Source organism: Mesoterricola sp. MK458, assembly GCF_055384935.1.
In genome coordinates this window covers 2,371,776-2,391,956 of sequence record NZ_AP045075.1, presented here as the reverse complement: position 1 = coordinate 2,391,956, position 20,181 = coordinate 2,371,776, and the positions used below count along the sequence as shown (strand labels likewise).

The following is a 20,181-nucleotide window of genomic DNA, read 5'->3' as shown; positions in this document are numbered from 1 at the left end:
AGGGGGGCGTTCGCCGAAAACCGGATCGCATCCATCACCAACCGTCAGAATTGGAGAACCTTCAATGTCAGAAGCCGGTGTGAAAGACATCCAGATCCCGTCCGGCAAGACGGGCACCACCAAGGCCTACCACGACCTGCGTTCCTTCCTCGCCACCCTCGAAGCCGAAGGCCAGCTGGTGCGCATCAAGGACGAGGTCGACCCCGAGGAGATCGGCGCCGCCGGCCGCGCCTCGGCCAACCTGAAGAACGGCCCCGCCGTGCTCTTCGAGAAGGTCAAGGGCTACGCGAACCCGGTCGTCACCAATGTGCACGGCAGCTGGGCCAACCACGCGCTCATGATGGGCATGGACAAGGACACCCCCGTCAAGGAGCAGTTCCTCGAACTCTCCCGCCGCTGGGACCTGTACCCCGTCGGGCCGAAGCGCGTCACCAACGCGCCGGTCAACGAGAACACGGTCACCGAGAACATCAACATCTTCGACATCATCTCTCTGTACCGCATCAACACCTACGATTCGGGGTGCTTCCTCTCCAAGGCCTGCATCGTCTCGGCCGACCCCGAGGATCCCACCAGCTACGGCAAGACCAACCTCGGCACCTACCGCATGCAGGTCAAGGGCAAGGACAAGCTGGGCATCCAGGCGCTGCCGTTCCATGACATCGGCCTCCAGCTGAGCAAGGCCGAGGCCCTGAACCAGCCCGTGCCCATCGCCATCTGCCTGGGTTGCGACCCCATCACCACCTTCATGGCTTCCACGCCCATCCGCTACGACCAGTCCGAGTACGACTACGTCGGCGCCCTGAACAACGGCGTGCCCATGGAGATCACCAAGTCCGCCACCCTGGGCCTGGAGATCCCCGCCGGCTGCGAGATCTGCATCGAGGGCTACATCGAGCCCCGCCTGCGCGAGTGCGAAGGCCCCTTCGGCGAGTTCCCCGGCTCCTACTCCGGCGCCCGCCTCCAGGCGGTGGTGAGGATCACCGCCATCTCCTACCGCACGAACCCGGTCTTCGAGAACCTCTACCTGGGCATCCCCTGGTCCGAGATCGACTACCTCATGGCCCTGAACACGTCCGTTCCGCTCTACAAGATGCTCAAGGACACCTTCCCCGAGGTGCAGGCCGTCAACGCGATGTACACCCACGGCATCGGCGTCATCGTTTCCACCAAGGTGCGCTTCGGCGGGTTCGGCAAGGCCGTTGCCATGCGGCTGCTCACCACCCCCCACGGCATGGCCTACAACAAGATCATCATCGTCGTGGACGAATACGTGGATCCCTTCAACCTCGAGCAGGTCATGTGGGCCATGACGACCCGCGTGGATCCCGACAAGGACGTGAGCATCATCAAGAACTGCCCAGGCATGCCGCTGGATCCCAGCTCCAACCCCCCGGGCATGCACAACAAGCTCATCATCGACGCCACCACGCCCAAGGCCCCCGAGGTCGTGTCCCGCGAGACCGAGCTCCTGACGCCTCCCGCCGGCACCGAGAAGTGGGAGGGCATCATCGCCCAGCTCGTCAAGGCCGCCCGCAAGTAGCCCAACCCAACCCGTGAACCGAAAGGATCCAACATGAACTGCCCGCGCTGCGACACCGACAAGGTCGAACTCATGGCGAAGTCCCCCGTGGGGAACGCCTGGGAGATGTACATCTGCAAAACCTGCACCTACTCCTGGCGCTCCACCGAGACCCCCAACAAGACCGACCCCAAGCTCTACAACGCCAAGTTCAAGATCAAGCCCGAGAGCATCCCCTCCATGCTCGTGATTCCTCCCGTCCCGCCCCTCAAGGGCTAGACCCGGCGCAGGGAAGGGGGGCCTCCGGGCCCCCCCTTCCCGCACGCAACCAAAGGCACCGCCATGACCCTGTCGCGCATCGAGGATGCCATCGAGGACATCCGCAACGGAAGGATGGTCATCCTCGTGGATGACGAGGACCGCGAGAACGAGGGCGACCTGACCCTCGCGGCCGAGCACGTCACGCCGGAGGCCATCAACTTCATGGCCACCCACGGCCGGGGCCTGGTGTGCCTGAGCCTGACCGGGGAGAAGGCCGCGTCCCTGGGGCTCGCCCCCATGGTCGCGGACAACTCCTCGCCCTTCCAGACCGCCTTCACCGTCTCCATCGAGGCCCGGGAGGGCGTCACCACCGGCATTTCGGCCTTCGACCGCGCCACCACCATCCGCGCGGCCGTCAGGGCCGATGCCGGGCCCGGGGATTTCGTGCGCCCGGGCCACGTCTTCCCCCTCATCGCCCGGGACGGCGGCGTCCTGGTGCGCACGGGCCAGACCGAGGGTTCCGTCGACCTGGCCCGCATGGCCGGCCTGGCCCCGGCCGGGGTGATCTGCGAGATCATGAAGGGCGACGGCACCATGGCCCGCATGCCGGACCTGGAGGTTTTCGCCGCCGAGCATGGCCTGCGCATCGTCGCCGTCAAGGACCTCATCGCCCACCGGCTGCGCAACGAGCGCAGCATCACCCGCCTGGGCGAAACCGCCATGCCGCTGCGGGTGGGCGGGGACTTCCGGGCCATCGCCTACCTCGACGGGGTCACCGGGCGCACCCACATCGCCCTGGTGAAGGGGGAGGTTTCCCCCACGGTTCCGGTGCTGGTGCGGGTCCATAGCGAATGCCTCACCGGGGACGCCTTCGGCTCCATGCGCTGCGACTGCGGGGAGCAGCTCCAGTCGGCGTTCCGCCTGATCGAGGAGGAGGGCGCGGGCATCGTCCTCTACATGCGCCAGGAGGGAAGGGGCATCGGCCTGGGCAGCAAAATCCAGGCGTACGAGCTCCAGGACCGGGGCTACGACACGGTCGAGGCCAACGAGAAGCTCGGCTTCAAGGCCGACCTGCGCGACTACGGCGTGGGCGCCCAGATCCTGCGGGACCTCGGCGTGGTCGAGATGAAGCTCATGACGAACAATCCCAAGAAGATCATCGGTCTGGAAGGGTACGGGCTGCGCGTGGTGGAGCGGGTGTCCATCGAGGTGGCCTCACGGGCCAGCAACGTCCGGTACCTCCTCACCAAGAAGCGGAAGATGGGGCACCTGCTGAGCATGGTCTAGCCCCAGCGCCGCCACCCCAATGGAACCTCGAGAGGAAACCCAATGAGCAAGCGAATCGCACTCTGCCTGGCGGGAGCCTGCGCGTTCCCCGCCCTGGCCCTGGCCCAGGCGGGTCCCGTCCAGATCTACGGAACCCTCCTGCCCTTCCTGGACACGGTCCAGACCACCGGCGCCACCGCCCCCGGGCTGTCGCCCGCCACGGGCGGCGCGACCCTCGTGCCGGCCTCGGCCTACACCGGCATCAACCTGCCTTCCCGCAACCGCATCACTTCGGGCACGTCCAACCTGGGCTTCCGGGGCTCCTTCGCCGTCAGCGGCGACGTGAAGGTGGTCTTCCAGATCGAGAGCGCGGTCAGCCCCGACGGCGACGCCCCCAACACCCTGGCCGGGCGCAACAGCCGCCTGGGCCTGGAAGGCCCCTGGGGAACCGTCTTCTACGGGAACTGGGACACCCCCTACAAGTCCCCGCTCCTGGCTGTGGGCCCCCTGCGCGGCCTCAGCCCCTTCGACAACGCGCTGACCACCAGCCCCGGCTTCAACGTGCCCGGCACCACCACCCAGTCCGGCCGGATCAACGGCAAGGCCGACGCCGCCTTCAACCGCCGCCAGGGCAACAGCGTCCAGTACTGGAGCCCCGACATGAGCGGGCTCAGCTTCCGCCTGGCGTATTCCGTCAACGAAGGGCGCACCACCGCCACCGCCGCCGCGCCCTCCGTGAGCCCCGAGATCCTGTCGGGCCTCGTGACGTACCGCAGCGGGCCCCTTTGCGTGAGCCTGGGCTACGAGCGCCACGACGACTACTTCGGCCTCTCCCAGCTGGGGGGCGCCGCGGGTGCCACCTTCACCAACGCCTCGTCCCGGGACGAGGGCCAGGAACTGGTGGCCTCCTGGACCTTCGCCACGGGGACGAAGGTCTCGGGCATTCTCGAGAACCTCGTGTACGACACTGACGACACCGTGGTGGGCAACGTCAACGAGTACAAGCGCACGGCCTGGTACCTTCTGGTCCAGCAGCGCTTCGGGCCCCACCAGCTCTTCGCGTCCTTCGGCCAGGCCGCCGACGGGAGCTGCACCCGGGTCGGCGGCGCCCCCGCCTCCACCAACGGCCTCGCCGGGCGGCAGTTCTCCCTGGGCTACACCTACGCGTTGAGCAAGGCCGCCGATCTCTTCGTGGCTTACTACGGCATGAACAACGACCGGTCCGCCTCGTACGCGGTGTTCCCCTCCCCGGGCGCCGTGGCCCCGGGCGCCAGCACCAAGGGGCTGGGCGTGGGCCTGCTCTACGCCTTCTGATGGAGGCCGGGGACCGGGCCCCCCGCGAAGCGGCGCTCCTCTGGGGCGCCGCCACCGGCGGGCCCTGGCCCGATCCGGCCGCCCTGGACGGGGACGCCCGGTACATGGCCCTGGCCCTGGCCGCGGCCCAGGCGGGAGTGGGCCTGGCCAGCCCCAACCCTCCGGTGGGGTGTGTGCTGGTGGCCGATGGGCGGGTGATCGGGACGGGGGCCCACCTCATGGCCGGCGGCCCCCACGCCGAGGTGGCCGCCTTGGCCGATGCCGGGGCCCGGGGCGAAGCCGTTTCCGGCGCCACGGCCTACGTGACCCTGGAACCCTGCTGCCACCAGGGCCGGACGCCGCCCTGCACCGCGGCCCTGCTCAAGGCCGGGGTTTCCCGGGTGGTGGTGGGCGTCCGGGACCCCAACCCCCGGGTGAACGGCGGGGGCATCGCCCTCCTGCGGGCCCGGGGCATCCCCGTGGCCGTGGGGGTCCTGGGCGGCGCCTGCGCGGCCTTCCACGCGCCCTTCTTCAAGCTGGTGGGCACGGGCCTGCCCTGGGTGGCCTTCCTGCTCGACCCGGGGGACCGGCCGCCGCCGGTGCGGCGCATCGGCCTGGCCATGCGCCGCTGCGCCGAGGCCGTGGTCATTGGCCGCAGGACAGCCGAGCTCCGGGATCCAAGCCTCCGGGACGCCTGGCCCGGGCCCACCCCCGCCCACCGGCAGCTGCGGCGCGTGGTGCTCGACGCCGAGGCCCGCCTGGATCCCTTCCGCCAGGTGTGGCGCCCCCTGGATCACCAGCCCGCCATCCGCGCCACCCTGGACGCCGCCCTCCCCCTGGCGGGCGTGGAGGATCTCCGCCCCGGACCCGGCCCCGACGGCCTGAACCTGGACGCCCTCCTGCGCACCCTTGCCGACCGGGGCGTGGGCAGGGTGCTCTTCGAGGGGGGCGAGGACCTGGCCCGCAGCCTCATGGCCCTGGACCTGGTGGACGAGTTCCACCGGTTCCGCCCGGAGGGCCCACCCATGCCCCTCTTCCGGGATCCTGTGCTGCGTTGGGCCGGCTGTGCCCGGCTCAGGGTGGGCATTCCCGGCGGCACCTGGGAGAGACTGAACCGAAGGGTGGGATGAAGGAGATGAAGCCTTCTCCTCCCTCCCTAATGCAGCACGCCCAGTTCCAGCTTCGACGGGTATCCACGCCCGAAAAGCACCCGGTTCATCGCCTTCCGGAAATCCCCGGCCTTGGCGTGGTAGATGTCGGTGAAGACCTGGGGGTTGCGGTCCATGAGGGGGAACCAGGAGCTCTGCACCTGGACCATGAGGCGGTGGCCCTTCAGGAAGGTGTGGCACACGTCGTTCAAGGCGAAGGCCACCCGCGTGGGCCGGCCGGGGACGAAGGGCTCGGGGCGCTCGAAGCTGTTCCGGAACTTCCCGCGCATCACCTCGCCGCGCACCAGCTGCTGGTAGCCGTCGGGGCGCACGTCGATGACCTTGACCACCCAGTCGGCGTCGGTGCCGGTGGTGGTCACCCAGAGGTCCGCCTGGATGGGGCCGGCCACGGGCAGGTCGCGCTCCAGGAGGGCGGTCCTGAAGGTGGCCACGTCGGGCCTTCCGTCCACGAAGCGCTGGTCGGCGGTCATGTACTCCTTGGGCATGCCGATGTCCACGCCCTCCCAGAAGGGGACGGGGCGGGCGGGATCGCTGACGTAGGAGGTGCTGCCCCCGGGGCCGGGGCCGTCGAAGCCCAGACGGGCCTCCGCCTGGAACCAGAGGCTCACGGGCCGGGCCTCCGGGGGCGGCCAGGCCGTGAACTGCCGCCAGGCGTTGGACCCGGTCTGGAACACGAAGGCCCGGGGGAGGCCGGGGTCGGGCGTGCCCTTGAGGTGGTGCATGAAGAACGGGAATTCGATGCGGGCCTGGTAGAACTCCGAGGTGGCCGAACCGAACTCCGCGCCTCCCAGGCGCTCGCCGGTGCTGCGGCCCCAGCCCCCGTGGAACCACGGGCCCATGACCAGCCTGTGGTCGGTGGAGGGGCTCTGGCGGTCCAGGGCCTTGTGCACCTGGAGGGTGCCGTAGAGGTTCTCCGCGTCGAACCAGCCCCCCACGGTGAGCACCGCGGGACGCACGCCCTTGAGGTGGGGCCGCAGGTCGCGGGCCTTCCAGAAGGCGTCGTAGGTGCCGTGGGCCATCACGTCGTTCCAGAAGGGGATGCCCCCCTTGAAGTGCAGGTCGTTGGCGCCGGAGAGGGGGCCCATGGCCAGGAAGAAGGCGTAGCCGTCCTGGGTGCCGTGGCGGAAGGGGGGCGCCCAGTGTTCCGTGGGGCCCGGACGGGGGCGGCCGAAGTTGGCGATGAAGTTGAACAGGTGGGGCAGCCAGAGGGCGCCGTTGCGGTGGAAATCGTCGCCCGTGAACCAGTCCGCGATGGGAGCCTGGGGGGAAACGGCCTTCATGGCGGGGTGGGCCCCGGCCAGGGCGGCGGCGGCGTAGTAGGCCGGGTAGCTGATGCCCCACTGGCCCACCCTGCCGTTGGAGGGGACGTTCTTCAGGAGCCAGTCGACGGTGTCGCGGGTGTCGGTGGCTTCGTCCACCCCCGCGCCGTCCAGCACCGGCGTCATGTCCACGAAGGTGCCTTCGCTGCGCATGCGTCCGCGCACGTCCTGGTACACGAAGATGAACCCCTCGCGGGCGAAGCGCTCCGAGGGGCCCAGGGTGTCGGGAAACGCCTCGGGGCCATAGGGCCCCGCGCCGTAGGGGGTGCGCTCCATGAGGACCGGCAGCCCGCCCTTGGCGGCCTTGGGGGTGTAGATGGCCGTGAACAGGCGCACTCCGTCCCGCATGGGAACCATCGCCTCGCGCTTGGCGTAGTGGTCCCGGACCCAGGGCACGCCCTGGGCCGGGACCGGCAGGCACGCCAGTGCCAGGAGGGGGAGCCAGGGCCTCATGCCCTGCCCGGCGTCATGCGGCGGGGGCCTTGGACGCTTCGGCGTCCGCAGGGGGCTTGGGGGCTTCGGCGTCCGCCGGGGCCTTGGGGGTTTCGGCCTGGGCCGGTGCCGCATCCTTCGCCTCGAGTTTGGCCTGCGCCCAGATGCCCATCACCGCAGGCAGCGCGGGCGCCTTGGTGGCGGCCGGATCCCAGCTGCGGTCCACCTTGAGGGTGAAGGGGTTGTCCTTCGTGCCCATCCAGCCCGGATCGTCCACGAGGACGTAGACGGTGTTGGCCAGGTCCGCGGGGTTGGTGTACGAGACTTCGGGGTTGCCCGTGCCGATCAGGTTCTGGAGCATGCCCACGCGCATCTGCCCCCACCGGTCCACCATGGCCAGGCGGAACCAGCCTTCATTGGTGTGATGAAGGCGCACGTGCAGCTTCTCCTTGCCGGGAACCACGAAGGCGTAGGCTCTCCAGCCCGCAGGGAGGTAGGACGATCCGACGATCTCCGCGGCATCCCCTCCGAACGTCACCGGGATGTAGCCCCGGCGGGCCATGTAGCGGATTTCCGCGAAGATGTCCCGGGTCTTCCAGTCCGAGTACTCAGGCCACAGTTGCACCTTGGGGGTGGCCGGGGGGACCAGGACCTCCGACGAGGACGGCGGGGTCAGGTTCCTGGGACGGTTTTCATGGACCATGCCCCGGGGGATGCGGTGCGGTTCGTCGGGTCCCTCCAGGTGGACGGGGCCCTTGTGCCGGCGGGATCCGCCTTCGCCCCGGGCGGCACCCGGGGTGGTGTCCCGGGGGGTGTCCCGGTGGGTGTCCCGGGGGGTGTCCCGGGGGGTGTACCGGGGGGTGTCCCGGGCCGCCGCCGGGGGCTGGGAGGGCGTGGACCGGGGCTCGACGCTGCGCCGTTCCGCGCCGGGACCGGATTTCTGGGCGTAGACCGCGGTGCCGGCCAGGGCCAGGGTGAGGAGTGCAAGGGCGGGAAGGGCTGCGGATCGCATGGGGTACTCCCTTGGGAGGAGAACGGCTGCCGCCATTGACAGGTTCTGGGGTAAAAGATCCCCGGAGAGGGACGTCGGTTTACATATCTTGAAGGTATCCTGGAATATTTCCGCAGGGAGACCAAGTGTTCGGGAAAATCCAACATATCCATTTCGTGGGCATCGGCGGCATCGGGATGTCGGGCATCGCCGAGGTGCTCGTGAACCTGGGCTATCAGGTGAGCGGTTCGGACCTGAAGGAGAGCGCGGTCACCCAGCGGCTTTCCGCCCTGGGGGTCCAGGTGGCGGTCGGCCATGATGCGAAATGCATCGAAGGCGCCCAGGTTGTGGTGATTTCCAGCGCCGTGAAGGGCGACAACCCCGAGGTGGTGGCCGCCAGGGCGGCCAAGATCCCCGTGATCCCCCGGGGCGAGATGCTCGCCGAGCTCATGCGCATGAAGTACGGCATCGCCATCGCCGGTTCCCACGGCAAGACCACCACCACCGGCATGGTGGCCCAGGTGCTCAGCCAGGGTGGCATCGACCCCACCATCGTCATCGGAGGCAAGCTGGGGGCCATCGGTAGCAACGCCAAGCTGGGCAAGGGCCCCTTCCTGGTGGCCGAGGCCGACGAGTCCGACGGCAGCTTCCTGCTCCTGTCGCCCACCATCGGCGTGATCACGAACGTGGACCGGGAACACCTGGACCACTACAAGGACCTGCCCGAGATCCTGGACGCCTTCGCGCAGTTCGGGAACAAGGTGCCCTTCTACGGCTCGGTCTTCGTGTGCATGGACGACCCCAACGTCGCGACCCTCCGGCCCCGCCTCAAGCGCCAGGTGCGAACCTACGGCACCAACCCCCAGGTGGACATCCGGGCCCTGGACATCCGCATGGAGGGCTGGAGGGCCCTCTTCCGGGTGCGGGCCTTCGGCGAGGACCTCGGGGAGTTCTCCATCGGCGTCCCCGGACACCACATGGTCCTCAACGCCCTGGCCACCATCGGCGTGGCCCTGGAACTGGGCGTGGAGCGGGAGGTCATCCGCGCCAGCCTGGCCAGCTTCACCGGCGCCGACCGGCGCTTCCAGAAGAAGGGGGAGCGCAACGGCGTGACGGTCATCGACGACTACGGCCACCACCCCACCGAGATCGCCGCGACCCTGGCCGCGGCCCGCAAGGGCTTCCCGGACAAGCGTATCGTGGTGGCCTTCCAGCCCCACCGCTACTCCCGCACCCAGGCCCTCCTGGAGGAATTCGGCCGGGCCTTCTTCGATGCGGACGTGGTGCTGGTCACCGACATCTACGCCGCCAGCGAGCCGCCGATCCCCGGCCTCACCGGGCGCTCGGTGGTTGATGCCATCCTGGCCCACGGCCAGCGGGATGCCAGCTACGTGCCCCGGGTGGACGACCTGGCCCGGGCGCTGGACGAGATCACCCAGCCGGGCGATCTGGTGGTGACCATGGGCGCCGGCACCATCACCACGGCGGGTCCCGCCTTCCTGGCGCTGGCCTGAACGGAAGCGGCCCGCTTCGCAGCGGGCCGCTCTTCAGGCTGGAAGGGCGATCACTTGCCCTTGTAGTCCTTCAGCCACTTGACGTCGATCTCGGCGGCCTTCTTGGCGGCCTTCTGGGCCACGAGCCACTTGCCCATCTCGTTCAGTTCGCCACCCTTCTTGGGGGCGCCCACGTGGCAGGAGGCGCAGTTCTTGACGGAGTCGATGCCCGCGGCCTTGGCGGCGGCGACGTAGGGCATCTTGGCCTGGGCGGGGATCGCGAGGGCCACGACTGCGGCGGCGAGGAAGAGGGTGGATTTACGCATGTTGCCTCCGTTGATGAAGCCGACCCGGGTGCGGGTGGGTGGACCGGATGGACCAGGATAGATGCATTCGAGAGGGGTGCATCCTGATATAAGGTTATCAAGATCGATGCCAATCATCGGGGGATTCCGGAGCGGATCCTCTTAAAATAAAAATATTCATAAAAATTGTTAATGAAAAAAAACTTCCATCGTTCAAAATGGAAGTCATTCCCCTCTGCGCCCCAGCGAAACCTCTGCGTCTCTGCGTTTATTCCTTTTCTTGGTTGATGTTGGACGGGCGTGCAGGCTAGGTCTTGAAAAGAAATGAACGCAGAGGCGCTGAGGGTTCGCTGAGGCGCAGAGGAAAGAACTTCAAAACCGGTATGTTCGGAGGTGCCATGCAGGGCGGACTGCTCCAGTCGCTGAAGAAGATGAAGATGCCCCACACCCTTGTGGTGGTGGAAACCTTGGTGCTGCTGGTTCTGGTGCTTTCCTGGTTGATCCCTTCCGGGGAGTTCACCCGGATCGCGGTGAACGGGCGCATGGTGCCCGATCCTGCCACCTACCACGTGCTCCCCAAGATCTACGTGAGCGCCTCCATGCTCCTGCTGGCGCCCATCAAGGGCTTCCTGGACGGTGGGCTGCTCATCGCCTTCCTCCTGGTGATCGGCGGGGCCTTCAACGTCCTCAACGACACCGGCGCGGTGGAATTCGGCATCAAGAAGCTCACCCGGGCCATCGCGGCCCGGCCCACGCTGGAGTTCCTGCTGATCCCGGTGCTCATGGTGGTCTTTTCCCTGGCCGGGAGCATCTTCGGCATGGCCGAGGAACTGATCCCCTTCGTCGTCATCTTCATTCCCCTGGCCAGGAGCCTGGGCTACGACTCCATCGTGGGCGTGTGCATCCCGTTCCTGGGCGCGGCGGCGGGTTTCGCCGCGGCCTTCTTCAACCCCTTCACGGTGGGCGTGGCCCAGAAGCTGGCGGGGCTGCCGGTGAACTCCGGCCTGGGCTACCGCGTGTTCAGCTGGTTCGTCGGCACCGCGGTCGTCACCACCTACGTCATGCTCTACGCCCGCAGGATCAAGAAGGACCCCACCCGCAGCCCCGTCCACGAACTGGACCTGGCCCGGGGGCCCGTGGACCGCAACCCCGGATCCGTCGAGCCCTGGTCCATCCGCCACGTCCTGGTGCTCCTGATCTTCGCCGGGGCCCTGGTCCTGCTGGTCTACGGCATCATGGCCAAGGGCTGGGACATGGACGCCATGGCGGCGATGTTCCTGGGCATGGGGATCGTCCTGGGCCTGGCCTCGGGCATGGGGGGGAGCCGCATCGCCACCTCCTTCGTGGCCGGCGCCAAGGACATGGTCGGCGTCGTGTTCATCGTGGCCTGCGCCCGGGCCCTCCTGGTCATCGCCCAGGACGCGCGGATCCTGGACACCATGCTCTTCCACAGCAAGAACCTCATGTCCGTGCTGCCCCGGCCCGTCATCCCCCAGACCATGTTCCTCATCCAGGCCGTCATCAACTTCTTCATCCACTCCGGCACGGCCCAGGCCGCGCTGACCATGCCCATCATGGCCCCCCTGGCCGATCTGGTGGGGATCACGCGCCAGACGGCGGTCTTCGCCTTCCAGCTGTGCGAGTTCGTGAACCCCATCCTGCCCACCTCGGCGGTGACCATGGGCGTGCTGGGCGCGGCCAGGATACCCTGGGAGAAGTGGGCGGGATGGTTCCTGCCGCTCCTGGGAATCGTCCTGGTGATGGGTTTCCTGCTGCTGATCCCCCCGGTCCTGTTCCACTGGGGCCCTTTCTGAAGAGACGGCCCATGCGCATCCTGTCCGCCCTTGCCGCCCTGCCGCTGGCGGCCCAGATCACCTACCCGGGCAGGACCTACCGCCCCGAGGTGCCCCGGCCGCGGGTGGGCCGGGTCCATACCCCGGACGCGGCCCTGGCCGATGCCCTGGCGGGCATCGCCTCGGCGAAGGACCGGGTGCGGGCCTACACCTACAACGTGACCGAGGAGGGCAGGCCCCAGGTGCTGCTGGCCATCACCAGCCCGGAGAACCTCGCCAGGCTCGACGCCCTGAAGGCCGACAACGCGCGCCTGGCCGACCCGAGGACCCTCTCCGAGGCCGACGCCAAGGCGCTGGCGGCCCGGAACCCCGCCTTCGTGTGGCTGGGCTATTCCATCCACGGTTCCGAGCCCGCGGGCACGGAGGCCGCCCTGGCGGTGGCCTACCACTTCGCGGCCTGCCAGGATCCCGAGGTCCTCGAGCAGCTGGGGCGGACCGTGCTCCTCCTGGACGTGACTCAGAACCCCGATGGCCGGGCCCGGCACCTCCAGGCCGTGGCCGAAGCGGTGCAGGGCGAGAACCCGCCCGACCCCCAGGACGCGCAGAACCAGGCCCGGTGGCCTTCGGGGCGCTTCAACCACCGCCTCTTCGACCTGAACCGCGACTGGGCCTGGCAGACCCAGGGGGAGAGCCGCGCCAAGGCAGCCCTCTTCCTTTCCTGGAACCCCCAGGTGCTGGCGGACCACCACGAGATGAAGCCCGAGGGCAACTATTTCTTCCCGCCCGGCATGGCCCCGGTGCACCCGGCCCTGCCCGCCGCCTACGGCGGCGCCTGGCAGAAGACCTTCGGCGACGCCCTGGGCCGGGCCTTCGACGCCCAGGGTTTCGCCTACTTCACCCGGGAGGTCTTCGACCTCTTCTACCCCGGCTACGGCGACTCCTGGGGCTGCTTCCAGGGGGCCGTGGGCATGACCTACGAGTGCCCCAGCCCCGGCGGGCTGGCCTACCTGCGCAAGGACGGCGACCTCCTGACCCTGGAGGCCCGGGTGCGCCGGCACTTCGCGGCCAGCCTCGCCACCGTGGCGGTGGCCGCCTCCGGGCGCGAACGGCTCCTGCTGGATTACCAGGCCACGCGCCGCGAGCGGATGCGGGCCCCGGGCGCCTTCCTCCTGGGCCCTGGCGCCGACCCGGGCCGCACCCTGGCCCTGGTGCGCCTCCTGGGGCGCAACGGCATCGAGGTGCTCCGCACCGCCGGGGCCGTGGCCACCTCGGGCCTGGAACCCGTCAACCCCGGCGCCGCGCCGGCCACGCTTCCCCCGGGCAGCTACCTGGTGCCCCTGGACCAGCCCCGGGGCAGCCTGGCCGAGGCCCTCCTGGAACGCAGGGCCGCCTTCGGCGCCAAGCCCAGCTATGACGCCACGGCCTGGAGCCTTCCCCTGGCCTTCAACGTGCCGGCCTGGCGCGCCCCGGTCCGCCCCAGGGTGGCCACGGAGCCCCTGGGGGAGCCCGCCGCCGCCCCGCTGCCCCGGGCGGGCTACGCCTACCTGGTGTCCTCGGGCGCCGAGGGCCGGGAGCAGGTGCTGGAAGGCCTCCTGAAGGACGGCTTCCGGGGGGCCGCCGCCCCCGCGCCCTTCGTGGCGGGCTCCCGCACCTACCCTGCGGGCACCGCCATCTTCACGCTCCTGCGCAACGACGCGGCCCGGCTCGAGGCCCGCGCGAGGGAACTGGCCGCGAAGGCCCCGGGCGTCGTTTCCGCCGTGGACGCCAGCGCCGTGGACGCGGGCCCCGACCTGGGCTCCGTGAAGGCGCTGACGCTGCGGGCGCCGCGCACCGCCCTGGTCATGGACGCCCCCGCCGACCCCACCTCCGTGGGCGCCGTGATGCAGGCGCTCATCGAGGCCGGCATCCCCTTCACCCAGGTGCGCGCCTCCCGGTTGGCCCAGGCCGACCTGCGCCGCTACACCCACCTCATCCTCCCCGACGACGGTGCCCTGGGCGCCAAATGGAACGCCGAGCTGGGGTCCGGGGGCGCCGCCCGGCTCAAGACGTACGCCCAGGACGGAGGGGTGCTGGTGGCCCTGCGCGGCGGCAGCGCCTACGCCGCGCGCGTGGGCGTCAGCGACGCGGGGGTGACCTTTCTCGCCCGCAGGGACGAGGAGGCCCGCCTCAAGGAAAAGGACCCCCGGCGCGAGGCCGTCGCCCCGCCCCTGGCCGAGCGCATCCGGCCCTGGGCCCTGCGGGAGGAGCAGGCCCTCCAGGAGTCCATTCCCGGCGCGATGCTCAAGGCCGACATCGACCCCACCCATCCCCTGGGCTGGGGCCTCAACGCCACCGAGGGCGCCGTGCTGGACTCCAGCGACCCCGTGCTGGGGCTCAGCCCCGGCGGGGAGAACCCCCTGCGTTTCGGCAAGGGCGACCTGAACCTCTCGGGCCTCCTGCCCGCGGCCCTGGAGGCCAAGGTGCGCGACTCCGCCTACGCGCTGCGGGAGCGCAAGGGCAAGGGCGCCGTCATCCTCTTCTCCGGGGATCCCGTGCACCGGGGCTGCGCGCCCCTGACCACCCGGGTCTTCTACAACGCCCTGTTCTTCGGCGCCTACGCGCCCCAGGACGACGAGGACTAGGTATTCTGTAGGGATGGAGAACCGCCGCTTCATCCTCGCCATCACCGGCGCCACCGGCGCGGCCTTCGGCGTGGCGGCGGCGCGGCGCCTCGCGGCCAATGCGCAGGTGGGCCAGGTGACGCTTCTGCTTTCGCCCACCGGGCGCCGCTGCCTGGTGGACGAGTGCGGGCTGCGGGTGGAGGACCTCGTGGCCCTTTCCCCGAAGTTCCGCCACCTGGACGAGCGCAACGTGGGCGCCGACATCGCCAGCGGCAGCCACCGCCAGGACGGCATGGCCATCGTTCCCTGCAGCGCGGGGACCCTGGGGCGGATCGCCTCGGGGGTGAGCGACGGCCTGGTCACCCGCGCCGCCGACGTGTGCCTCAAGGAGCGCCGCCCCGTGGTGCTGTGCCTCCGGGAGACGCCGCTCAACCGCATCCACCTGGAGAACATGCTGCGCGTGCATGACGCCGGGGCCGTGGTGATGCCCATCATGCCGGGGTTCTACCACAAGCCCGCCTCGCTGGACGACCTCTACCAGGCCTTCGCCACCCGGGTGCTGGACCAACTGGGCCTGCCCGAGGCCGACGCCCGCAGGTGGGGCGGCTGATGGGGCCGGAACGGCCCGCGCTGGCCTGCGTCCCGCCCCTGTGGGCCCGGGGCGCCCACCTGCAGACCATCGCGGCCCAGTACCTGCCCAACCCGGACGCGAATCTACCCTGGGAGCGCCTGCGCCTGGACCTGGACGACGGGGACGCCCTGGCGCTGCGGGCCCTGGACGGCACTTCGGGCGTGGCGGTGCTTCTCTTCCACGGCCTGGGCGGGAGCGTTGAAGGGCACTACATGCGCAGGCTCGCGGCCCTGCTCCACGCCCGGGGCCACGCGGTGCTGGCGGCCAACCACCGGGGCGCGGGCGAGGGCGCCGGTCTCGCGCGGCGCACCTACCACAGCGGCGCCACCGCTGACATGGCCGCCGTGCTCCGCCTGGGACGCCGGCGCTTTCCGGGCCAACTGCAGGTGGCCGTTGGGTTCTCCATCAGCGCCAACATCCTCCTGCTCCTGGCCGGGCGGGACCGGCACCTGGACCTGCCCGACCGGGCCATGGCCGTGAATCCTCCCGCCGACCTGGAAGCCTGTTCCCGGCGCCTGGACCGGGGTTTCAACCGGGTCTATGACCAGTACTTCGTCCGGCGCCTGCGCCGGGAGGTGGCCGGGCGCCCGGGGTGCGAGGCCGCCCTCGCCGCCCGGACCCTGCGGGCCTTCGATGCCGCGTACACCGCCCCCCAGGCGGGGTTCCCCTCCCGGGAGGCCTACTACGCCCTCTGCTCCTGCGGCCCCCACCTGGCGGGGATCCAGGTGCCCACGGTGATCCTGAGTTCCCTGGACGACCCCTTCGCCCCCGCCGGGGACCTCCTGGTCCAGCCCCGCTCCCCGGCCGTGCACCTGCACGTGGAGGCCACGGGCGGCCACATGGGCTACGTCACGAGCAACCTGCCGGACCACCGTTGGCTGGACTACGCGGCGGACCACTACCTGCGCGAGCTGTTGCGGATCTGAAAGGAAACGGGCCCCCGAAGGGGCCCGGAACCGGCGTCGCGTGCGCGCTATTTGGCGAAGCGCTTGGACACTTCGGCCCAGTTGATGTTCTCGTTGAAGGCGTTGATGTAGTCGGGGCGCTTGATGCCGTAGTCCACCATGAAGGCGTGCTCCCAGCTGTCCAGCACCAGGAGCAGGTCCTGCTCGATGGGCAGGCCCAGGTGGTGCTCGGCGATGAAGTACGTGTGGAGCTTGCCGTCGCGGCGGTTGCGGGTGAGCAGGGCCCAGCCGGGGCCGGAGAGGGCGGCCGCCTTGAGGTCGGCGACGACCTTGTCCTTGCCGCCGAAGGCGTCCAGGGCCTTCTGGAGTTCGGGGGAGATGGAGCCGTTGGCGCCCAGGTTCTCGAAGTAGAGCTCGTGGAGGAAGGAGCCGTTGAAGGCCACGGCCTCCCGGCGCTTGAGCTCGGTGTACTCATTGAAGGAGTAGTTGGGCTTGGTGTTGTCGGCCTCGGCCAGCTTGGATTCGATCTCGTTCAGCTTGGCGATGTAGCCCTTATAGAGGGTGAAGTGCTGGTCCAACTGGCTGTCGCTGAAGCCTTTGAGGGCGCCACCCTTGAGGTTGTCGTAATTCTTGGGTTCATAAGCCATGAATTCCTCCGAAACATGCGCGAGCGCGTCGTATATATCCTACCAAACAAGTCGAGAAAGAAATAACAAATTACTTAAGAATTGAAACTGGCGGGGGGCTGCCCGAGCCACTGGCCGCCCAGGACGACGGTGGTCACGGGGACGTTGGGGGTCTTCAGCCCCCGGTGGGACATGCAGGTGTGCACCGCCACCAGCTTCACGCCCCAGGCCGCCGGCCTCAGGTGCAGTTCCAGGGCCCGGGCGATCTGGTGGGTGAGGCGCTCCTGCACCTGGAGGCGGTTGGCGTACCCCTGGATGACCCGCACCAGCTTGGAGAGCCCCACCGTGCCGCCTTCGCCGGGGAGGTAGCCGATGGTGGCGAACCCTTCGAAGGGGGCCAGGTGGTGTTCGCAGGTGCTCACGAAGGGCACCCGCTCCAGGATCACGGGGCAGGGGGCCAGATCGCCGGGCAGGGGCTGCAGTTCCTGGGCCGGGTCCTGGCCGTAGCCGTTGAGCCGCTCAGCCCAGAAGTCGGCCACCCGCGCGGGGGTTTCGGCCAGTTCAGGCGAGGCCGGATCCGCCCCGAAGGCCTTGAGGAGCTCCCTGACCGCCGCCGTCGCTCCCGCCGTGTCGAACGCCATGGACACCTCCGGTGTCCAGGGTGCCACCAATCACGCCAGGAGGGTGAAGGTGTTGTTCAGGGCCGCCACCTGGGCGGCCGCGGAAGCCTGGAGCAGGTAGGCCTGGCTGGTGGAGGTGCCGGCACCGGAGGCGTCGTCGGCCGCGGCGGCGCTGGCGGAGGCCTGGGACCGGGCCTCGGACGTGAGGTTCCCCGAACCGTAGGCCTTCCGGGCCTGGGCCGCCAGGAGGGCCAGGTCGGGGCCGCCGGAGGTGGCCGCCGTGAACCCCGCGAGGCCCGGGGTGCTGTCCCCGAACAGCTCGGACAGGTAGGAGGAACCGGTGGAGCTGGAGAGGCCCGAGACGAGCTGGGAGGTGCTGAGGCCCAGGAGCCCGGTGGCGGTGGAGGCGCCATCGGCCGTTCCGGCGGCCTGGAGGGCCTTGCCCTGGGTGTAGATGGCGGAGACCAGGGGGGCGTTGTTGGCCTGGCTCACCAGGGCCGAAAGGGGGTCGGCGCCGGAGGTTCCCTTGCTGTTGGAATAGGCCTGGGCGAGGACCTGGAACACCGCGTTGGCCCGGCCCGACGTGGCCAGGGTCGACTGGTAGCTGTAGGCGCCTAGCGCGGAGGTCACATCGGGAGTCATGGTCCACCTGGTCTGCTTATCGGCAGGCGGAGGCCGTTCCTGTAGCCCAAATCCGGCCTTTCTTGTGGGATCATCGGAGCCTGGAGAGCTCCATGCCCGAAGCCAAAGTGACGTACGCCGCCTCCGGCGTGGACATCAATCGCCAGGACGACGCCCTGGCTCGGATCAAGCCCCTGGTGAAGGCCACCCGGACCCCCGGGGTGCGCAGCGACCTGGGCCTCTTCGGGGGCCTCTACTCCGCGAAGTTCGAGGAGGGGGACCCCATCCTGGTCAGCTCCATGGACGGGGTGGGCACCAAGATGAAGGTGGCGCGCCTGGCGGGCACCTGGGACACCGTGGGCGCCGACCTGGTCAACCACTGCATCAACGACATCCTCGTGCAGGGCGCGCGGCCCCTCTTCTTCCTGGACTACGTGGCCGCCCAGCGCCTGGAGCCCGAGGTCATCGAGAAGATCGTGGGCGGCATGGCCGCGGCCTGCTCCCAGGGGGGGCTCGCCCTCATCGGCGGCGAGATGGCCGAGATGCCCGGCGTCTACGCCGAGGGCGAGGTGGACGTGGCCGGCACCATCGTCGGCGTGGTGGACGAGCCCCTGCTCCTGCCGCGCCTTTCCGCCATGGCCGCCGGGGACGTGCTCATCGGCCTCCGCTCCTCGGGGCTGCACACCAACGGCTACTCCCTGGCCCGGAAGGTGTGCTTCGAGGTGGCCGGACTCCAGGTCACGGACCTCCTGCCCGGCACGGACCGCACCGTGGGCGAGGCCCTCCTGGCCGTGCACCGCAGCTACCTCCGGCCCGTGCTGCCCCTGGTGCGCTCCCAGCGGCTCAAGGGCATGGCCCATATCACGGGCGGGGGTCTCACGGACAACCTTCCCCGCGTCCTCCCGTCCCACCTGGACGCGGCCATCGACACCTCCAGCTGGGAGATCCCGGCCCTGTTCCGGTTCCTCATGGACCGCGCGGGCCTGCCCCTGGAGGATGCCCGGCGGTCCTTCAACCTGGGCGTGGGCATGGTGCTCATCGCGTCCGCGGAAGAGGCCGCCGGGGTGCTCGAGGACCTGCGCGGCGCCGGGGAGGACCCCTGGGTGCTGGGCGAACTGGCGGCGGGAACCGGGAAGGTGACCTATCGCTGAAGCCGACCTCAAGCCCAGCGCCAAGCCCCGGGTGGACTCCCTGGACATCTTCCGGGGGCTCATGGCCTTCGCGGTGGCCATCTACCACTTCGCCAACTGGTACCCGGTGTTTTCCGCGGGCCAGTTCGCCGCGTACACCACCAAGAAGATCGGCGCCTACGGCGTGGAAGGCTTCTTCATCATCAGCGGGTTCTGCTTCTTCTACCTGTACGGCGCCGGCACCCTCTCCCCCGCGGGCCTGCGGGACTTCCACCTGAAGCGGTTCTTCCGCATCGCGCCGCTCTACTACCTGGCCGTGGCCGCCAACCTGGTTTTCGGCCTCCAGGCCGGGCCCCAGCACACCCTGCGCATGGTGGCCGAGAACGGCTCCTTCACCTTCGGCCTCATCCACCCCAACCACTCCCTGGTCACCGGGGGCTGGTCCATCGGCCTGGAGTACGTCTTCTACCTGGCCTTCCCCCTCTTGGCCTGGGCCGCCGCGCGGTGGAAGCCCTTCCTGGCCGTGGCCACCCTGGCCCTCCTGGCCCTATCGGCGCCCTGGACCTTCACCTGGGTTCCCCAGGCCTCCTACGCGGGCGACATGAAGTTCCACACCTACGTCCACGTGGCCAACCACGCCTTCCTCTTCCTCATGGGAGGGCTCATCGCCCAGGCCCGCCAGGCCTGGAAGGTCCGCCTCTCCACCCCGGTGTTCCTGGCGCTGTGCCTGGCCCTGGTCCTGGCCTTCACCCTGAAGCACCGCAACTTCTACGACGACTTCGAGATCATGGTGGGCTGGCCCCGCTACTACTTCTGCCTGGTGTGCATGGCGGGCGTGGCCGCGTTCGCCTTCTACGACTTCCCGGATTCCCCCGTGAAGACGGTGGGGAAGTTCCTGGGCGAGGTGAGCTATTCGGTGTACCTCCTCCATCCCCTCGTCCAGGAGGGCATGGTCCACGCGGTGCCGGGGGGCCTGGGGCCGTGGACGGGCTTCCTCCTGGGGCTGGGGCTGAGCCTCGGGCTTTCGGCCCTGACCTTCCGCTTTATCGAGAAGCCGATGATGGGGATGGGAAAGAGGCTGTGCGGGAGGGTGCCGGCGCTTTAGGGTGGCTGAACCTTCACGGAAAGGGTGTTTCGGAAGCTTTGGGTTAAAAAACCAGTACGCCGAGCACGCCGAGGCGCAGAGTTGCGCAGAGGTGGCTTC

18 protein-coding genes are annotated in these 20,181 nt (G+C 69.5%); 12 read left to right on the top strand and 6 right to left on the bottom strand.

The window, feature by feature from the left end:
- Positions 1 to 64: 64 nt before the first annotated feature.
- The 5 genes from ACZ5LB_RS10475 (at position 65) to ribD (ending at position 5,472) form a co-directional block, all read left to right on the top strand.
- Positions 65 to 1,543, top strand: a complete 1,479-nt coding sequence (locus ACZ5LB_RS10475) for a non-oxidative hydroxyarylic acid decarboxylases subunit C (protein ID WP_464602161.1) — start codon at positions 65 to 67, stop codon at positions 1,541 to 1,543.
- Positions 1,544 to 1,576: 33 nt separating this feature from the next.
- Positions 1,577 to 1,801: a non-oxidative hydroxyarylic acid decarboxylases subunit D gene (locus ACZ5LB_RS10470; protein WP_464602160.1), complete on the top strand. Its 225-nt coding sequence runs from the start codon at positions 1,577 to 1,579 to the stop codon at positions 1,799 to 1,801.
- A gap of 63 nt (positions 1,802 to 1,864) precedes the next feature.
- Positions 1,865 to 3,070, top strand: coding sequence for a bifunctional 3,4-dihydroxy-2-butanone-4-phosphate synthase/GTP cyclohydrolase II (locus ACZ5LB_RS10465; protein WP_464602159.1), 1,206 nt, complete (start codon positions 1,865 to 1,867; stop codon positions 3,068 to 3,070).
- Between the two features lie 42 nt (positions 3,071 to 3,112).
- On the top strand, positions 3,113 to 4,363 hold the full coding sequence (locus ACZ5LB_RS10460) for a porin (protein WP_464602158.1): 1,251 nt from the start codon (positions 3,113 to 3,115) through the stop codon (positions 4,361 to 4,363).
- On the top strand, positions 4,363 to 5,472 hold the full coding sequence (gene ribD / locus ACZ5LB_RS10455) for a bifunctional diaminohydroxyphosphoribosylaminopyrimidine deaminase/5-amino-6-(5-phosphoribosylamino)uracil reductase RibD (protein ID WP_464602157.1): 1,110 nt from the start codon (positions 4,363 to 4,365) through the stop codon (positions 5,470 to 5,472). The genes ACZ5LB_RS10460 and ribD overlap by 1 nt, the downstream gene beginning before the upstream one ends.
- 26 nt (positions 5,473 to 5,498) lie before the next feature.
- On the opposite strand, the gene ACZ5LB_RS10450 is transcribed toward ribD, so the two are convergent.
- Both ACZ5LB_RS10450 and ACZ5LB_RS10445 read right to left on the bottom strand, forming a co-directional pair.
- Positions 5,499 to 7,283 carry a CocE/NonD family hydrolase gene (locus ACZ5LB_RS10450; RefSeq protein ID WP_464602156.1) on the bottom strand — a complete coding sequence of 595 codons (1,785 nt, stop codon included), beginning with the start codon at positions 7,281 to 7,283 and terminating at the stop codon, positions 5,499 to 5,501.
- A gap of 13 nt (positions 7,284 to 7,296) precedes the next feature.
- Positions 7,297 to 8,274, bottom strand: coding sequence for a hypothetical protein (locus ACZ5LB_RS10445; RefSeq protein WP_464602155.1), 978 nt, complete (start codon positions 8,272 to 8,274; stop codon positions 7,297 to 7,299).
- A 125-nt stretch (positions 8,275 to 8,399) separates the two neighbouring features.
- On the opposite strand from ACZ5LB_RS10445, the gene murC reads away from it, so the two are divergent.
- Positions 8,400 to 9,767: a UDP-N-acetylmuramate--L-alanine ligase gene (gene murC, locus ACZ5LB_RS10440; protein ID WP_464602154.1), complete on the top strand. Its 1,368-nt coding sequence runs from the start codon at positions 8,400 to 8,402 to the stop codon at positions 9,765 to 9,767.
- A 50-nt stretch (positions 9,768 to 9,817) separates the two neighbouring features.
- Here the strand turns inward: murC and ACZ5LB_RS10435 are convergent, their stop codons facing one another.
- Positions 9,818 to 10,072 carry a hypothetical protein gene (locus ACZ5LB_RS10435; RefSeq protein WP_464602153.1) on the bottom strand — a complete coding sequence of 85 codons (255 nt, stop codon included), beginning with the start codon at positions 10,070 to 10,072 and terminating at the stop codon, positions 9,818 to 9,820.
- Between the two features lie 377 nt (positions 10,073 to 10,449).
- On the opposite strand from ACZ5LB_RS10435, the gene ACZ5LB_RS10430 reads away from it, so the two are divergent.
- Genes ACZ5LB_RS10430 through ACZ5LB_RS10415 form a run of 4 tightly spaced genes read left to right on the top strand, consistent with a single transcriptional unit; the run spans position 10,450 to position 16,001 of the window.
- The gene (locus ACZ5LB_RS10430) at positions 10,450 to 11,865 is read left to right on the top strand and encodes a YfcC family protein (RefSeq protein ID WP_464602152.1); all 1,416 of its coding nucleotides are present in this window, start codon (positions 10,450 to 10,452) and stop codon (positions 11,863 to 11,865) included.
- 11 nt (positions 11,866 to 11,876) lie between these two features.
- Positions 11,877 to 14,465, top strand: a complete 2,589-nt coding sequence (locus tag ACZ5LB_RS10425) for a M14 family zinc carboxypeptidase (RefSeq protein WP_464606262.1) — start codon at positions 11,877 to 11,879, stop codon at positions 14,463 to 14,465.
- 13 nt (positions 14,466 to 14,478) lie between these two features.
- Positions 14,479 to 15,054 (top strand): UbiX family flavin prenyltransferase, encoded by a 576-nt coding sequence (locus ACZ5LB_RS10420; protein ID WP_464606260.1) that lies wholly within the window; start codon positions 14,479 to 14,481, stop codon positions 15,052 to 15,054.
- Complete coding sequence (locus tag ACZ5LB_RS10415) at positions 15,054 to 16,001, top strand: YheT family hydrolase (RefSeq protein ID WP_464606259.1); 948 nt, start codon at positions 15,054 to 15,056, stop codon at positions 15,999 to 16,001. The genes ACZ5LB_RS10420 and ACZ5LB_RS10415 overlap by 1 nt, the downstream gene beginning before the upstream one ends.
- A 47-nt stretch (positions 16,002 to 16,048) precedes the next feature.
- Here ACZ5LB_RS10415 and ACZ5LB_RS10410 read toward each other — a convergent pair whose 3' ends face one another.
- The 3 genes from ACZ5LB_RS10410 to ACZ5LB_RS10400 form a co-directional block, all read right to left on the bottom strand.
- Positions 16,049 to 16,627 (bottom strand): superoxide dismutase, encoded by a 579-nt coding sequence (locus tag ACZ5LB_RS10410; protein ID WP_464606257.1) that lies wholly within the window; start codon positions 16,625 to 16,627, stop codon positions 16,049 to 16,051.
- Positions 16,628 to 16,701: 74 nt separating this feature from the next.
- Positions 16,702 to 17,247 (bottom strand): GTP cyclohydrolase I, encoded by a 546-nt coding sequence (gene folE, locus ACZ5LB_RS10405; protein WP_464606255.1) that lies wholly within the window; start codon positions 17,245 to 17,247, stop codon positions 16,702 to 16,704.
- Positions 17,248 to 17,277: 30 nt separating this feature from the next.
- Positions 17,278 to 17,868, bottom strand: a complete 591-nt coding sequence (locus tag ACZ5LB_RS10400; RefSeq protein WP_464606253.1) for a hypothetical protein — start codon at positions 17,866 to 17,868, stop codon at positions 17,278 to 17,280.
- 92 nt (positions 17,869 to 17,960) lie between these two features.
- On the opposite strand from ACZ5LB_RS10400, the gene purM reads away from it, so the two are divergent.
- Both purM and ACZ5LB_RS10390 read left to right on the top strand, forming a co-directional pair.
- Positions 17,961 to 18,998: a phosphoribosylformylglycinamidine cyclo-ligase gene (purM, locus tag ACZ5LB_RS10395; RefSeq protein WP_464606251.1), complete on the top strand. Its 1,038-nt coding sequence runs from the start codon at positions 17,961 to 17,963 to the stop codon at positions 18,996 to 18,998.
- 31 nt (positions 18,999 to 19,029) lie between these two features.
- Positions 19,030 to 20,082 (top strand): acyltransferase family protein, encoded by a 1,053-nt coding sequence (locus tag ACZ5LB_RS10390; protein ID WP_464606249.1) that lies wholly within the window; start codon positions 19,030 to 19,032, stop codon positions 20,080 to 20,082.
- The last annotated feature ends 99 nt before the right edge of the window (positions 20,083 to 20,181 follow it).

Excerpts from the sequence above, each read along its gene's own strand:
- ACZ5LB_RS10475 (WP_464602161.1), top strand. The coding sequence starts at position 65 with ATGTCAGAAGCCGGTGTGAAAGACATCCAGATCCCGTCCGGCAAGACG.
- ACZ5LB_RS10470 (WP_464602160.1), top strand. The coding sequence starts at position 1,577 with ATGAACTGCCCGCGCTGCGACACCGACAAGGTCGAACTCATGGCGAAG.
- ACZ5LB_RS10465 (WP_464602159.1), top strand. The coding sequence starts at position 1,865 with ATGACCCTGTCGCGCATCGAGGATGCCATCGAGGACATCCGCAACGGA.
- ACZ5LB_RS10460 (WP_464602158.1), top strand. The coding sequence starts at position 3,113 with ATGAGCAAGCGAATCGCACTCTGCCTGGCGGGAGCCTGCGCGTTCCCC.
- ribD (WP_464602157.1), top strand. The coding sequence starts at position 4,363 with ATGGAGGCCGGGGACCGGGCCCCCCGCGAAGCGGCGCTCCTCTGGGGC.
- ACZ5LB_RS10450 (WP_464602156.1), bottom strand. The coding sequence starts at position 7,283 with ATGAGGCCCTGGCTCCCCCTCCTGGCACTGGCGTGCCTGCCGGTCCCG.
- ACZ5LB_RS10445 (WP_464602155.1), bottom strand. The coding sequence starts at position 8,274 with ATGCGATCCGCAGCCCTTCCCGCCCTTGCACTCCTCACCCTGGCCCTG.
- ACZ5LB_RS10435 (WP_464602153.1), bottom strand. The coding sequence starts at position 10,072 with ATGCGTAAATCCACCCTCTTCCTCGCCGCCGCAGTCGTGGCCCTCGCG.
- ACZ5LB_RS10430 (WP_464602152.1), top strand. The coding sequence starts at position 10,450 with ATGCAGGGCGGACTGCTCCAGTCGCTGAAGAAGATGAAGATGCCCCAC.
- ACZ5LB_RS10425 (WP_464606262.1), top strand. The coding sequence starts at position 11,877 with ATGCGCATCCTGTCCGCCCTTGCCGCCCTGCCGCTGGCGGCCCAGATC.
- ACZ5LB_RS10420 (WP_464606260.1), top strand. The coding sequence starts at position 14,479 with ATGGAGAACCGCCGCTTCATCCTCGCCATCACCGGCGCCACCGGCGCG.
- ACZ5LB_RS10415 (WP_464606259.1), top strand. The coding sequence starts at position 15,054 with ATGGGGCCGGAACGGCCCGCGCTGGCCTGCGTCCCGCCCCTGTGGGCC.
- ACZ5LB_RS10410 (WP_464606257.1), bottom strand. The coding sequence starts at position 16,627 with ATGGCTTATGAACCCAAGAATTACGACAACCTCAAGGGTGGCGCCCTC.
- folE (WP_464606255.1), bottom strand. The coding sequence starts at position 17,247 with ATGGCGTTCGACACGGCGGGAGCGACGGCGGCGGTCAGGGAGCTCCTC.
- ACZ5LB_RS10400 (WP_464606253.1), bottom strand. The coding sequence starts at position 17,868 with ATGACTCCCGATGTGACCTCCGCGCTAGGCGCCTACAGCTACCAGTCG.
- purM (WP_464606251.1), top strand. The coding sequence starts at position 17,961 with ATGCCCGAAGCCAAAGTGACGTACGCCGCCTCCGGCGTGGACATCAAT.